11 protein-coding genes are annotated in these 13,699 nt (G+C 72.4%); 2 read left to right on the top strand and 9 right to left on the bottom strand.

Features of this window, described 5'->3' with window-relative positions; translation table 11 throughout:
- Positions 1-93: 93 nt before the first annotated feature.
- On the bottom strand, positions 94-873 hold the full coding sequence (locus ACWCXX_RS27650) for an SDR family NAD(P)-dependent oxidoreductase (protein WP_451131780.1): 780 nt from the start codon (positions 871-873) through the stop codon (positions 94-96).
- Positions 870-2,225 (bottom strand): L-fuconate dehydratase, encoded by a 1,356-nt coding sequence (locus ACWCXX_RS27645; RefSeq protein ID WP_451131778.1) that lies wholly within the window; start codon positions 2,223-2,225, stop codon positions 870-872. Before ACWCXX_RS27645 ends, ACWCXX_RS27650 begins: the two co-directional genes overlap by 4 nt.
- 257 nt (positions 2,226-2,482) lie before the next feature.
- On the opposite strand from ACWCXX_RS27645, the gene ACWCXX_RS27640 reads away from it, so the two are divergent.
- Positions 2,483-3,595, top strand: a complete 1,113-nt coding sequence (locus ACWCXX_RS27640; protein ID WP_451131776.1) for a PAC2 family protein — start codon at positions 2,483-2,485, stop codon at positions 3,593-3,595.
- Positions 3,596-3,673: 78 nt separating this feature from the next.
- Here the strand turns inward: ACWCXX_RS27640 and ACWCXX_RS27635 are convergent, their stop codons facing one another.
- The 5 genes from ACWCXX_RS27635 to ACWCXX_RS27615 form a co-directional block, all read right to left on the bottom strand.
- Entirely contained in the window at positions 3,674-6,718 is a 3,045-nt protein-coding gene (locus tag ACWCXX_RS27635) for an NPCBM/NEW2 domain-containing protein (protein WP_451131774.1), read from the bottom strand.
- 135 nt (positions 6,719-6,853) lie between these two features.
- On the bottom strand, positions 6,854-8,083 hold the full coding sequence (mshC, locus tag ACWCXX_RS27630) for a cysteine--1-D-myo-inosityl 2-amino-2-deoxy-alpha-D-glucopyranoside ligase (RefSeq protein WP_451131772.1): 1,230 nt from the start codon (positions 8,081-8,083) through the stop codon (positions 6,854-6,856).
- Between the two features lie 153 nt (positions 8,084-8,236).
- Complete coding sequence (locus ACWCXX_RS27625; protein ID WP_451131770.1) at positions 8,237-9,103, bottom strand: SCO1664 family protein; 867 nt, start codon at positions 9,101-9,103, stop codon at positions 8,237-8,239.
- Entirely contained in the window at positions 9,067-9,657 is a 591-nt protein-coding gene (locus ACWCXX_RS27620; RefSeq protein WP_124718684.1) for a DUF3090 domain-containing protein, read from the bottom strand. The genes ACWCXX_RS27625 and ACWCXX_RS27620 overlap by 37 nt, the downstream gene beginning before the upstream one ends.
- 103 nt (positions 9,658-9,760) lie before the next feature.
- On the bottom strand, positions 9,761-10,471 hold the full coding sequence (locus ACWCXX_RS27615; protein ID WP_451131768.1) for a histidine phosphatase family protein: 711 nt from the start codon (positions 10,469-10,471) through the stop codon (positions 9,761-9,763).
- A gap of 59 nt (positions 10,472-10,530) precedes the next feature.
- Between ACWCXX_RS27615 and corA the strand changes: the two genes are divergently transcribed.
- On the top strand, positions 10,531-11,526 hold the full coding sequence (gene corA / locus ACWCXX_RS27610) for a magnesium/cobalt transporter CorA (RefSeq protein ID WP_451131766.1): 996 nt from the start codon (positions 10,531-10,533) through the stop codon (positions 11,524-11,526).
- Positions 11,527-11,583: 57 nt separating this feature from the next.
- Here corA and ACWCXX_RS27605 read toward each other — a convergent pair whose 3' ends face one another.
- Both ACWCXX_RS27605 and ACWCXX_RS27600 read right to left on the bottom strand, forming a co-directional pair.
- A complete protein-coding gene (locus ACWCXX_RS27605; RefSeq protein WP_451131764.1) occupies positions 11,584-12,372 on the bottom strand; it encodes a ferritin-like domain-containing protein in 789 nt (262 codons plus the stop codon).
- Between the two features lie 258 nt (positions 12,373-12,630).
- Positions 12,631-13,680, bottom strand: a complete 1,050-nt coding sequence (locus ACWCXX_RS27600) for an LLM class F420-dependent oxidoreductase (RefSeq protein WP_451131762.1) — start codon at positions 13,678-13,680, stop codon at positions 12,631-12,633.
- Positions 13,681-13,699: the final 19 nt, after the last annotated feature.

Raw genomic sequence — 13,699 nt, 5'->3', positions numbered from 1 at the left:
TGCCCCTTCTTCCCTTCGCGCGGCACGGCTTTCCTGCGGCCCGGACCTCCCGGCGGCGCGGACTGCGAGGGCCCGGTCCGCCCGGCTGCTCGCTCAGCTCCCGGCCGGGCGCAGACGCAGTCCCTGCATTCCGCCGTCGACGGCCAGCGCCGTACCGGTGACCGAGGCGGCGGCGGGGCTCGCGAGGTACACGATCGCGGCGGCCACCTCGTCGGCGGAGACCAGCCGCCCCATCGGCTGACGGGCGTTGAGCGCGGCCCGTTCGGCGGCCGGGTCCTCGGCCCGCCCGAGCAGCCGGCCGATCCACGGGGTGTCCGCGGTGCCCGGGTTGACGCAGTTGACCCGGATGCCCTCACGGACGTGGTCGGCGGCCATCGCCAGGGTCAGCGAGAGGACCGCGCCCTTGCTCGCGCTGTACAGGGCGCGCTGCGGCAGCCCGGCGGTCGCCGCGATGGAGCAGGTCTGGGTGATCGACACGGCGCCGGGCCGGTCGGCCGCCGCGCGCCGCAGATGGGGCAGGGCGTGCCGGGCGGTGCGGACCATGCCGAGGACGTTGATGTCCAGGACCCGGCCCCACTCCTCGTCGTCGTTGTCCTCGACCGTGCCGACGGAACCGATGCCCGCGTTGGACACGACGGTGTGCAGCGCGCCCAGTTCGGCCGCGGCCCGGTCGACCGCCGCGCGCACGGCGGCGTCGTCGGTGACGTCCGCCTCGACGGCCAGGGCCCCGGCGGGGGCGCCCGCGGTGTCCCGGTCGAGCACGGCCACCCGCGCGCCGCGTTCCAGCAGCATGGCCGTGGCGGCGGCCCCGATGCCGGAGGCGCCGCCCGTCACCAGGGCGCCCATCCCCTCGAAGTCACGTGTGCCGGTCATCGGTTGGCCTCCTCGGCGGTGCGGCGGGCCCGCCACACGGGGCCCTCCGGGTAGCGGTGTGCGGCGATCGACCCGGGAAGCATCCTGGCGGAGAAGCCCGGGGCCTCCGGGGCAACGTAGCGGCCGTTCTCGATCACGGTGGGGTCGGCGAAGTGTTCGTGGAGGTGGTCGACGTACTCGATCACCCGGTTGTCCCGGCTGCCGGACACCGCGACGTAGTCGAACATGGACAGGTGCTGCACCAGCTCGCAGAGTCCGACGCCGCCCGCGTGCGGGCAGACCGGCACGCCGTACTTGGCGGCGAGCAGCAGGATCGCCAGGTTCTCGTTGACGCCCGCGACGCGGGCCGCGTCGATCTGGACGAAGTCGACCGCCCCGGCCTGGAGGAGCTGCTTGAACACGACCCGGTTGGCGACGTGTTCGCCGGTGGCGACCTTGACCGGCTGCCCGGCCCGGACGGCGGCGTGGCCGAGGACGTCGTCGGGGCTGGTGGGCTCCTCGATCCAGTGCGGGTCGTACGGCGCGAGCGCGGTCATCCACTCGACCGCGTCGGAGACGTCCCAGCGCTGGTTGGCGTCGACGGCGATCCGGATGTCGGGGCCGACCGCCTGGCGGGCCAGGGCGAGCCTGCGGACGTCGTCGTGGAGGCTGCCGCCGACCTTCAGCTTGATCTGGGTGAAGCCGTCGGCGACGGCCTCCTTCGCCAGGCCGACCAGCTTGTCGTCGCTGTAGCCCAGCCAGCCGGGCGAGGTGGTGTACGCCGGGTACCCCTCGGCGCGCAGCCGTTCGGCGCGCTCGGCCCGGCCCGGTTCGGCGGCCCGCAGTATCTCCAGGGCCTCGTCGGGGGTGAGGGCGTCGGTGAGGTAGCGGAAGTCCACGAGGGAGACGATCTCCTCGGGCGTCATCCCGGCGAGGAACTGCCACACCGGCCGGCCCGCCAGCTTCGCCGCCAGGTCCCAGGCGGCGTTGACGACCGCGCCGGCCGCCATGTGCATCACGCCCTTCTCCGGGCCGAGCCAGCGCAGTTGGGAGTCGTGCGTGAGGTCCCGGTGGAGCGCGGCCAGGTCGGCCGCGGTACGGGGGGCCGGGCGCCCCACCACGTGGGGGCGCAGCGTCTCGATGGCGGCGGCCATCACCTCGTTGCCGCGCCCGATGGTGAAGCAGAAGCCGTGTCCCTCGGTGCCGGCACCGGCGTCGTCCGGACCGTCCGCACCGGCGGGGACATCGGTGCGCAGTACGACGTAGGCGGCCGAGTAGTCGGGATCCGGGTTCATGGCGTCCGAACCGTCCAGTTGTTCCGAGGTCGGAAAACGGATGTCGTGGACCACGAGATCCGTGACGGTCTGACTCATGTGCGCCCCCAGGGGAATAACATCGGACCTCTGTTCTGGTCATCCGATGTATAGCCTCAAGAAGGCCCCAACGTCCAGGCTTGACGGCAAATTCACTGGACACAGCTCGGATGTATTCGAAGACTGAAGCCTTGATTCGACCGGCGATCCGGCGTCGGCGGTCCCGGGGAGGCCGACTGTGCGCAGGGACTGCGGCGGGAAGGGCCGGAAGTCGTAAGGTTGATGAGTACACAAGGGAACTTCGGAAGGAGGCCTGGGTGATCGAGCTCGAGGGGGTTCCCGAGCTGATCGACCCGGTCATGGTGGCCGCGTTCGAGGGATGGAACGACGCGGGCGACGCGGCCTCCACGGCGGTCGCACACCTGGAACGGGAGTGGAAGGGCGAGGTGTTCGCGGCGCTCGACGCCGAGGACTACTACGACTTCCAGGTCAACCGGCCGACGGTCTGGCTGGACGGCGGGGTGCGCAAGATCACCTGGCCGACCACCCGGCTGTCCGTGGTCCGCGTCGGCGGGGAGAAACCCCGCGATCTCGTCCTGGTCCGCGGTATCGAACCGTCCATGCGCTGGCGCTCGTTCTGCAACGAGATCCTCGGCTTCGCCCATGAACTGGGCGTGGAGATGGTGGTGGTGCTGGGTGCGCTGCTCGGCGACACCCCGCACACCCGCCCGGTGCCGGTCAGCGGGGTCACCTCCGACCCGGACCTGGCACGGACCATGGACCTGGAGGAGACCAGGTACGAGGGGCCGACCGGCATCGTCGGCATCCTCCAGGAGGCGTGCACGCACGCGGGCGTGCCCGCGGTGAGCCTGTGGGCGGCGGTGCCGCACTACGTGTCGCAGCCGCCCAACCCCAAGGCCACGCTCGCCCTGCTGAACCGTCTGGAGGACCTGCTCGGCCTGCGCATCCCGCTGGGCGAACTGCCCGAGGACGCGCGCGCCTGGCAGCTGGGCGTCGACCAACTGGCCGCCGAGGACAGCGAGGTGGCCGAGTACGTGCAGACGCTGGAGGAGGCCCGGGACACCGCGGAACTGCCCGAGGCGAGCGGCGAGGCCATCGCCCGGGAGTTCGAGCGCTATCTGCGCCGCAGGGACGTCGGTCCCGGCCAGGCGCCCGGCGGGCACGCCACGGAGAGCGGGGACGCCGCGTACCTGCGCGATCCTTCCAGTGGCCGTACCCGTCCGCCGAAGCCGGTGCGTCCCGAGGCGGGCGGCGACGCCGGTCCCGGTTCGCCGCCCGCGGCCGGCCCCCGGCAGCGGCCGTCGGCCGGGGAGGAGAGCGACGGCGCGAACGGCGACGCCGAGGGCCCGCAGGACAGCCCGAAGGACACCCCGGAACCTCCGGACTCCCCCGATTCCCCGGACTCCTGACGCCGGGTCGACGACGGGACCGGTGGAGCGCCGCACGGGTTCGTGTCCCGTCCGGCGCTCCGCCGCTGTCCGGCCCGGTCAGGAACAGCTGAACCGCGCCGCGGCCCAGTCCCCGTGGTCACCGGTCCTGGAGCCGTTGGTGTCCGTGACCTTCAGGTGCACATGGCGCGCCCCGTCGAGCTTCACGTCCACCGGTACGATCGCCGAGGCCCCGGTCACCTTCGGCGAGGTCCACAGCACCTTGCCGTCCGCCTCGACGGAGAACGCCACCTCGCCGTAGCCGTTGATCTCGTCGTCGATGCCCACGTCCGCGGTGAACGCGGTGCAGCGCCCGCCGAGGTAGACCTCGATGTCGGAGTCGGCGTGGGTGCCGATGCCCTTCTCGTACGTCCTGCCCGCGAGGGTCAGCGTCTTCCCGTCGGCCGCCCCCGACTCGCCGTTGCTGCGGTCCCGTTCGGCCGGTCCGTAGCCGTTGGTGGACTTCAGCCACACCAGATCGCTCGCCCATGCCTCGCCGGTGGGCGGCGGCGGCATCACCCCGGCCGCGAACCGCTGCGTGGTGGTCCGGGATTCGCCGGCCGAGCGGTAGCGGACGAGTGCGGTGATCCGTGCCTCTCCCGCCGTGGCGTCCTTCGCGGGAGTGAGGGACACTTCGACCCGCCGGGTGGTGCCCGCCGGGATCCGGTCCACCGTCGCGGTCCGGGCCACCTGCCAGCCCTCGGGGACCTCCAGGCCGACCCGGACGTCCGTCGCGTCGGCGCTGCCCGCGGTGACGTCGACGGCGACGGTGGCCTCCGCCCCGGCACCGACCTCCTGCCCGGACGGGGCCGAGACCGCGGCGAGCGCCGCGGGGTTCCGTCCGCCGACCGCGCTGGTGCCCTTCAGCCTCACGGTGAACTTCTTGTCGGTGGACAGCGGGGCGGTCTTGATCTTCACGACGCCGCCGCGGTCGTCCCGGTCGTACCACCAGCCCTGCTCCGCGGCCTCGTACGCGGTGGCGGAGCCCAGCCGGGGCAGCTTCCCGCCGAGCTCGACCGCGCTCGGGGCGGAGCCGGTGTGCACCGTGAACTCGTACGGGCGCGTGCTCTGCCTGCCCGTGAACCGCCCCTCGCTCGCGCCGATCCGCACGGTGACGTCGCCCGCGCCCCGGACCGGTGCGTCCACGTCGGCCCGCTGGGTGGCGTACCTGCCCTCGCGGTGCTGCCGGGTGACCCCGTCGTCCTCGTACAGCGTGAAGGAGGACTTCCCGCGCGGGTAGACGTCCCAGGCGAGCGGGGAGTCGGCGGTGCGGTCCTCGTAGGAGCGGATGCCCGGCCACATCGGCACGGCGGCGCCGCCCCTGACGAACAGCGGCAGGGTGTCGAGCGGCGCGGCGTAGTGGTCCACGGTGGTCGGCCCCTCGTACGTGCGGCCGCTCCAGTAGTCGGTCCAGGTGCCCTTCGGCAGGTAGATCCCGTCGCGTTCGGTGCTGTCCCGGTAGACCGGTGCGACGAGGAAGTCCTCGCCGGACATGAACTCGTACTTCGCCGCGTCCGAGGCGGCCTTCGGGTCGTCCGGGAATTCGAGGACGAGCGGGCGGACCATGCCGACGCCGGTCTTCGTCGCCTCGTGCGCGTAGGAGTACTGGTAGGGCAGCAGCGACTCCTTGAGCTTGAGGTAGTCGCGGTTGACGGAGGTGTACGGCTCCCCGTACCGGAACGGCTGCTTGTCGCTGGCCGCCCAGCCGTCCATCGTCATCGTGGTCCCCAGGAACATCTTCCACTGGAGGTCGCGGGTGTACGTCTTGGCGCTGCCGCCGAAGATGCCGTCCACGTCGCCGGTGGTGTAGGCGAGACCGGACATGGTGGCGCCCGCGTAGGTCGGGATCTGCCAGCGGATGTAGTCCCAGGTGCCGTACTGGTCCCCGGACCACTGGACGCCGCAGCGCTGGGCGCCCGCCCAGCTCTCGGGGGCGTAGGTGAAGCCGCGGGCGTCGCTGTTGTCCTCGATGCCCCGGTAGGCGTCCTTGCAGCCGTCCAGGGCGAACTTGTAGCCCTCGCCGACCCAGGCGACGTCCAGCTTGGCGACCCGCTGGCCCGCCCTGACCTGGTCGGCGATCCTGTCGATGCCGTCCTCGGTCCACAGGCCGAGCTGCATGCCGCGGTCCCGGAGGCCCTCGGCGGTCTCGCCGAGGTCCTCGTAGCCGCAGCCGTAGCCGTCGTTGACGAGCATCCAGCCGTTGGGCATGTCGTGCTCGACGTAGCCGTCGGCGACCTTCAGCGCGTCCAGCGTGCGGCGCTCGCCGCGGTTGGCGTTGTGCAGATAGCAGTCGGCGTCGCCGATCTCCAGCCCGTACACGGGCGGCAGGAACGGTTTTCCGGTGAGCTTCGTGTACTGCCCGATGACGTCCTTGGCGCTGTCGCCCGCGAAGTAGTAGGCGTCGAAGCGCTTCTCCTGCGCACTGGTGGTCACCGGGTCGGTGAAGGCGTAGGTGTTCGGGGCGTAGGTGTTGCGGAAGACGCCGTACCCGGCCGAGGAGAGGTAGAACGGCACCGAGTTGGGGTGGCCGCCGTCGTTCCAGTTGTAGTCGACGCCGACCTCGACGGTCTTGCCGCGGTGCGAGGTGTTGCCCCGGCCGTTCTGCATGCCCGCGCCGTAGAACTGCTCGTCCGCGCCCCGGTCGAGCGTCTGGACGGTCCGTTCGCCGTTCCAGCTCAGCCCCTTGGACTCGGACCACAGGCGGGTGCCGTCGGCGCGGTACAGCGCGAAGCGCAGGGGCGACTTGTAGGCGCGCAGGGTGACGTCGGCGGTGGACAGCTCGTAGCGGTCGCCGCGCTCCTCCCACCGGGTGCGCGGCGGGGCGCCCTGCGGCAGGACGATGTCGTCGCCGGTCGGGTCGGAGAAGGCCCCGTCCGGGGCGAGTTCGATGCGGAAGGTCTCGGTGGAGACGAAGCTGACGCGGGCCTCGGCGGCGCCGGCCTTCAGGCGGTAGACGGCTCCGTCGGCAAAGAACCCGGTCAGGTCGCCGACCGTGGTGTCCGGTTCGACGGCTCCCGCCTCCGGGGCACCGGGGCCCGTGAAGACGGCCACCAATCCCAGCAAGGCTGCAACTGCCGCCACTCTGATGCGCGTTGATGATTGCATAGAGCGCTTTTAGCGCAGTAGCGAGCACTTGACCATGGACAAAACGGAACCGGCCCCGAACTTCGTCGAGAAGTCCGGGGCCGGTTCGGCCGAATCGTCCGGTGGAGCTCGGTGCGGCGTCGCCGCGCGAGGGTGTTACAGGGCGACGCCCAGCAGCGCGTCGACGGCACGCGAGACGACGCCGGGGGCGCCCTCGTCGCTGCCGCCCTCGGCGGCCTGCCGCTCGGCCCAGCGGTCCACGGCGGCCAGGGCCGTCGGCGCGTCCAGGTCGTCGGCGAGGGCCTCGCGGATCTCCTCGACCAGGGCCTCGGCGGACGGTCCGTCGGGGCGGGAGACGGCGGAGCGCCACCGTCCGAGCCGTTCGACGGCGTCGGCGAGCACCTGGTCGGTCCACTCCCAGTCGGACCGGTAGTGGTGCGCGAGCAGCGCGAGGCGGATCGCAGCCGGGTCCACGCCGTCGCGGCGCAGCTTCGAGACGAAGACCAGGTTGCCCCGGGACTTGGACATCTTCTCGCCGTCCAGGGCGACCATGCCGGCGTGCACGTACGCGCGGGCGAAGGGGTGCTCGCCGGTCAGCACCTGGGCGTGCGAGGCGCCCATCTCGTGGTGCGGGAAGACGAGGTCGGAGCCGCCCCCCTGGACGTCGAAGCCCATGCCGAGGTGGTCCAGGGCGATGGCGACGCACTCGATGTGCCAGCCGGGCCGTCCGGGGCCGAGCGAGGCGCCGTCCCAGCTCGGCTCGCCCTCGCGGGCGGCCATCCAGAGCATCGGGTCGAGCGGGTTCTTCTTGCCGGGGCGCTCCGGGTCGCCGCCGCGCTCCGCGGACAGCAGCCGCATCGCCTCGGCGTCGAGGTTGGAGACCTCGCCGAAGTGCGGGTCGGCCTCGACGGAGAAGTACACGTCGCCGTCGAGCTCGTAGGCGGCTCCCGCGTCCCGGAGCCGCTCGACGAGCGGGACGATGCCGGGTATCGCCTCGACGGCCCCGATGTAGTGCTTCGGCGGGAGCATGCGCAGTGCGGTCATGTCCTCGCGGAACAGGGCCGTCTCGCGCTCCGCGAGCTCGGTCCAGTCCTGGCCGTCGCGCACGGCCCGTTCCAGGAGCGGGTCGTCCACGTCGGTCACGTTCTGGACGTAGTGAACCTGCCGCTTGGTGTCGAGCCACACGCGCTGCACGAGGTCGAACGCGTTGTAGGTCGCCGCGTGACCCATGTGGGTCGCGTCGTACGGCGTGATGCCGCAGACGTAGATACGGGCGACGGGACCGGGGTCGAGAGTGATCCGTCCGCCGGTCGCGGTGTCGTGGATCCGAAGGTCGCGGCCCTTGCCGGGCAGGGCGGGGACCTCAGAAGCGGGCCAGGCATGCATGCCACGAGCGTAACCGGATGGATGTTCCGGATACGAACCGGATACCGGAATCCTGGCCGAAGAGGCGTTCTTGTGCGGAGCGGCCTCATCTGCTGCCACGTACGGAACGGGCCTCCGGGGCCGGCTCCCCCGCCGCCCGTTCGGCCGATTTTCTCACACCGGCGGCCAGGGGATCGACGGCCATTCGCCGCTCGGCCCGGGATGCCGCCCCGAGCTCCGCAGCCCCGCGACCCGGCCCCGCAGCGCCTCGATCTCGGTCGCGGTGATCAGCTCGGCCAGCCGGGTGACGAGCGGGGTTCCCGGCGCGAGTTCCGTCCCCAGCCGGTCGACGACCTCGATGGCCTCCGCCGTCAGCGGCTCCCCCGCCCAGCCCCAGAGCAGGGTGCGCAGTCTGTCGTCGGCGTTGAAGGTCACGCCGTGGTCGATGCCGTAGAGCCGGCCGCCGGGCGCCGGCAGCAGGTGGCCGCCCTTGCGGTCCCCGTTGTTGATGACGGCGTCGAGAACGGCCAGCCGCCGCAGCCGCGGGTCGTCCGCGTGGACCAGCAGGGCCGTCCTCCCCTCGCCGACCTCGGCGCGGACGACGGCCTTCCAGCCCTGGCCGGGCTCCTCGTCCTCGACGAGCGCGAGCAGCGGGGGCTCGCCCGTCCCGCCGTCCTCGTCGCCCTGCGGCGCGGCGTCGATCCACAGCTGGCACATGCCCTCGCCGTACGGCCCGTCCCGCAGCACGGTGGGCGGCACGAGGCCCCAGCCGGTCGCCTCGGAGATCTCGTACGCGGCCACCTCGCGCCGGGCCAGTGTGCCGTCCGGGAAGTCCCACAGGGGCTGTTCACCGGCCACGGGCTTGTAGACGCAGGTCGCCTCCTCGCCGTCGCGCGCGACCCTGCAGTACAGCACCGCGTTGGAGGCGCCGCGGACCTGCCCGAGGACGGTGAGTTCGCCCTCGGCGAGCAGGGCGAGCCGGTCCGTGCCGTCATCGGTGCCGGTCAGGCTCCGCGACGGTATCCGTTCTGGCGGGGGCATACGTGTCCTTCCGGGTCGAGCGGCAGGCTGCACAGCGGGCACGGCGGGCGCCCGGCGTTCACCACGTCCAGGGCGCGCTTGGCGAAGGCTCGGGCCTGGGCGCCGCTGAGGCGGACCCGGAGCATCGGCGGGCCGTTCTCCTCGTCCTGCAGCAGCCGTTCCTCGGCCTCCGCGAGGTCCTCGTCGGACTCCACGTCCAGCTCGACCAGCGCCTGGGCCTCGACGATCATGCGCTGTTCCTCGCCGTCCCAGGCGAGGGCCATCGTGCCGACCCGGAACTCCTCCTCGACGGGAACGTCCAGGGGGGCCGTGTCGGTGACGTCCATGGGGGCCACGGCGGGCACCGGGGAGTTGCCGCCGGTCCGCCGCACCACCTCGTCGAGCAGTTCGTCGATCCGCTCGGCGAGCGCGGCGACCTGGGTCTTCTCCAGGGCCACGCTGGTGACACGTCCGCCTGAGGATGCCTGCAGGAAGAACGTACGGCGTCCAGGCAACCCGACCGTGCCGGCCACGAAACGGTCCGGGGGGTCGTAGAGGAACACCTGACGGGACACGTCCTGTCTCCCTTGAAGATCGAGGGTGGTTGGGGCGACCGGGGCCCGGGGAGACACCCCGGGAACGGCGCCTACGGCGCGTCCACCCTACTGCGCGGAGCGATCACGGCGCCCCAGCGCCGCCGCCGACCGCCGCGTCCGCGTCCGGGCGCCGCTCGGGGTCCGTCGCGTCGCCGCGTTCGCGGGGCGCCAGCGGAGCGAGGTCGCCGGTGTCGCCGAGCCGCAGCAGGAAGGGCCGCAGCCTGGTGTAGCGGATCGCGGTGACCGAGCAGGGGTCGGCCTGGATCCGCTGGAAGAGGTCGAGGTGCAGACCGAGCGCGTCGGCGACCAGGGCCTTGATGATGTCGCCGTGCGAGCACATCACATAGGCGGCGTCCTCGCCGTGCCCGGCCTCGATCCGGGCGTTCCAGTCCCGGACGGCGTCGACCGCGCGCGCCTGCATGGCGCGCATGGACTCGCCGCCGGGGAACGCCGCGGCCGAAGGGTGCTGCTGCACGACGTCCATCAGCGGTTCGTCGGTGAGTTCGGCGAGTTTGCGCCCCGACCAGTCGCCGTAGTCGCACTCGCTGATCCGTTCCTCCGTGTGCAGTTCGAGCTCCGGGCGGGCGTCGAGCAGCGGCCGCAGGGTCTCCCGGCACCGCTGCAGGGGGCTGCTGACGGCGGCGGCCAGGGGCAGTGCGGCCAGCCGTCCGGGCAGCGCCGCGGCCTGCGCGGCCCCGCGCTCGTCGAGCCCGACACCGGGGGTGCGGCCCGCGAGCACACCGGCCGTGTTGGCGGTGGAACGTCCGTGGCGTACGAGGATCAGGGTGGGCATACGGGCCAGCGTAGGCCGCCACCGCCCACGGGGTGCGCAGGGGACCGCGGCAGGGAAGAATGCGCGCCGTGATCGTGGACTGTGCCATCTACCGGGACGGGCGCCGTACGGACGGCCCCGCCGATCTCTCCGCTGCCCTCGCCGAGGCACGGGCCACCGGGGACGCGTTCCTCTGGATCGGGCTGCACGAACCCACGGAGAAGGAGTTCGACCTCGTCAGCAGCGAGTTCGGGCTGCATCCGCTGGCGGTGGAGGACGCCCTGAGCGCGCATCAGCGTCCCAAGCTGGAGGTGTACGACGACTCGCTCTTCGCGGTCATCAAACCGGTGGTGTACGACCATCGGGACGACACGGTCACCACCGGCGAGCTGATGGCCTTCATAGGCGACTCGTTCGTCGTGACGGTCCGGCACGGGGAGGGCTCGCCGCTCGCCGCGGTGCGGCGCCGGCTGGAGGCCGAGCCGAAGGTGCTCAAGCACGGGCCGACCGCGGTGCTGTACGCGATCAGCGACGCGGTCGTCGACCACTACATCGAGGTGGCGGGCGAGCTCCAGGCCGACCTGGAGGAGCTGGAGACGCAGGTGTTCGCCCCGGCCGGCGGGGGCGGCGACAAGAACACCGCGTCGCGCATCTACACCTTCAAGCGGCAGATCCTGGAGTTCCGCCGGGCCGCCGGGCCGCTCGGGGCCCCCATGGCCCGGCTGGCGAGCGCGGACGTGCCGTTCGTCCACGAGCACTCGCAGCCGTTCTTCCGGGACGTGAACGACCACCTGACGCGCGCGAACGAGTACGTGGAGGGGTTGGACCGGCTGCTCTCCGACATCCTCTCGGCCCATCTGGCCCAGGTGGGGGTGCGGCAGAACGACGACATGCGCAAGATCTCGGCCTGGGCGGCGATGGCCGCCGTGCCGACCATGGTGGCGGGGATCTACGGCATGAACTTCAAGCACATGCCGGAGCTCCGCTGGGGGTGGGCGTACCCGGCGGTGATCGCGCTGATGGCCTCCGTGGTCTTCGCCCTGTACCGGCAGTTCAAGCGGCGCGGCTGGCTCTGACGGTCCGGGGCGGCGCGGCCCGTTCCCGGGGGCGGCCCGGCGCCCCGCCCGCCCGGCTCAGGCGAACTCCGGCGCCGGTGCGGCGGGACCGCCCAGGGGGTCGCGCCGCTCGGGCTGTTCCAGGCTCACCATGCGCCGCCAGCCCACGAGCCGTTCGTAGGCGTGGACGCCGTGGATGCCCGCGGCCAGTACCGCCGCCCTGGCCCGGGACCAGCCCAGGATGCGGCCCATGTGCGCCATCACGGCGAGGCTGACGTCGCGGTACACCCGGATCTCGGCGAGCGCGCACTCGCGCAGGGTGCGCTGGATCGTACGGCCGTGCCCGGCGCGGGCGAGGCGGAGCAGTTCCTCGTGGCAGTACGCGAGGTGGTTGTCCTCGTCGTCGGAGATCATCTTCACGGCGCGGCCGAGGTCGGGGTGGTCCGCGAAGTGCTTGCGCAGCAGCCGCATCTGTTCGGAGGCGCGCTGCTCGGTGACCCGGCTGTGGGCGAGATAGGTGATGATGTCGCTTTCGAGGAGCGGTTCGTCCAGCCGCAGCCGTTCGTGGCCGAGGCCGATGCCCTGCCGCTCCAGCAGCATCGTGTAGTCGGTCTCGCGCGGCACCTCCACCGGCCGCAGACCTCGCTTCCTCAGCAGCGCGCCGAAGATCCTGCCGTGTTTGTCCTCGTCGGCGCCGTGCCGTGCGATTCTGGGGGCCAGGGCCCGCTGGCTCTCGGGCGCCAGGGCCGCGATGCGGCCGTTCTCCCAGCCGCCCTGGGACTCCCCGCCGGCCGCGATGGAACAGAACAGCCGGAAGGCCTCGTCGTCGTCGAGGATCTCCTGGAACAACCTCTTCGCCGAGAGCATCACTGCCACCTCCGTACCGGCATCCGCCGAGCGACAGTCAAATGCGACGCGCCCACCCGGGCAACAGGAGCGGGCCCCGGCTACGCCGGACGGGGTGGCGGCGCGACACCCGACCGGCGCACGGCGACGTGCCGCACGCCGGTCCGCGTAACCGTCCGCCCCCTGGCGCGTTGATATGCACAACGGCCGTGGCGGGGAGGCCCCGAGCCCCCGCCACGGCCGTGATGCCGCTCCCCCGGACCCGGGAGCGGCGGGGGGTCACGCGAGTCCGGCGCGCTCCAGCGCGTCGGTGCCCGCCCGCAGGGCCGTGATCCGCTCGTCGAGCGTGAAGCCGGCCGGGGCCAGGGTCAGGGTCGTGACGCCCGCGGCGGCGTACGCCTGCATCCGCTCGGCGATCCGCTCGATCGGGCCGAGCAGGGTGGTCTGGTCGATCAGCCGGTGCGGCACGGCGGCGGCCGCGCCGTTCTTGTCGCCGGACAGGTACTTGTCCTGGATCTCGGCGGCTTCCTTCTCGTAGCCCATGCGCTGCGCGAGCTGGTTGTAGAAGTTCTGCTTGCGGCTTCCCATGCCACCCACGTACAGGGCCGTGTACGGGCGGAACATGTCCGCGAGGGCGTTGACGTCGTCGCCGACGGCGAGCGGCAGGGTGGGGCACACGTCGAAGCCGTCCATGGTCAGGCCGGCCTTCTCACGGCCCGCCCGCAGATACTTCAGCGCGGTGTCCTCCAGGTGCTCCGCGGAGGGGAAGATCAGCAGCGCCCCGTCGGCGATCTCACCGGTCTGCTCCAGGTTCTTCGGGCCGATCGCCGCGATGTAGAGCGGGATGTGCTCGCGCTGCGGGTGGACGGTCAGCTTGATGGGCTTGCCCGGACCGTCCGGCAGCGGCAGGGTCCAGTGCTCTCCCCGGTACGAGAGCCGCTCGCGGGACATCGCCCTGCGGACGATCTCGACGTACTCGCGGGTGCGGGCCAGCGGCTTGTCGAACTTGACGCCGTACCAGCCCTCGGAGACCTGCGGCCCCGACACGCCGAGGCCGAGCCGGAACCGGCCGCCGGAGAGCGAGTCGAGGGTGGCGGCGGTCATCGCCGTCATGGCGGGCTGACGGGCCGGGATCTGCATGATCGCGGAGCCGACGTCGATGGACTCGGTCCGGGCCGCGACCCAGGCGAGCACGGTCGGGGCGTCGGAGCCGTACGCCTCGGCCGCCCAGCAGACGTCGTACCCGAGCCGGTCGGCCTCCTGGGCGACGGCCAGGTTGTCGCCGTCCATTCCCGCGCCCCAGTAACCGAGATTGATGCCGAGCCGCATAACCGCTCCCTTACCGATC

It is taken from the genome of Streptomyces sp. NPDC001732 (genome assembly GCF_053596315.1).
This window is presented reverse-complemented; position numbering and strand designations above follow the sequence as displayed.

Bases quoted from the DNA above. Each gene is read 5' to 3' on its own strand.
- ACWCXX_RS27650 (WP_451131780.1), bottom strand. From the start codon at position 873: ATGACCGGCACACGTGACTTCGAGGGGATGGGCGCCCTGGTGACGGGC.
- ACWCXX_RS27645 (WP_451131778.1), bottom strand. From the start codon at position 2,225: ATGAGTCAGACCGTCACGGATCTCGTGGTCCACGACATCCGTTTTCCG.
- ACWCXX_RS27635 (WP_451131774.1), bottom strand. From the start codon at position 6,718: ATGCAATCATCAACGCGCATCAGAGTGGCGGCAGTTGCAGCCTTGCTG.
- mshC (WP_451131772.1), bottom strand. From the start codon at position 8,083: ATGCATGCCTGGCCCGCTTCTGAGGTCCCCGCCCTGCCCGGCAAGGGC.
- ACWCXX_RS27625 (WP_451131770.1), bottom strand. From the start codon at position 9,103: ATGCCCCCGCCAGAACGGATACCGTCGCGGAGCCTGACCGGCACCGAT.
- ACWCXX_RS27615 (WP_451131768.1), bottom strand. From the start codon at position 10,471: ATGCCCACCCTGATCCTCGTACGCCACGGACGTTCCACCGCCAACACG.
- corA (WP_451131766.1), top strand. From the start codon at position 10,531: ATGCGCGCCGTGATCGTGGACTGTGCCATCTACCGGGACGGGCGCCGT.
- ACWCXX_RS27605 (WP_451131764.1), bottom strand. From the start codon at position 12,372: ATGCTCTCGGCGAAGAGGTTGTTCCAGGAGATCCTCGACGACGACGAG.
- ACWCXX_RS27600 (WP_451131762.1), bottom strand. From the start codon at position 13,680: ATGCGGCTCGGCATCAATCTCGGTTACTGGGGCGCGGGAATGGACGGC.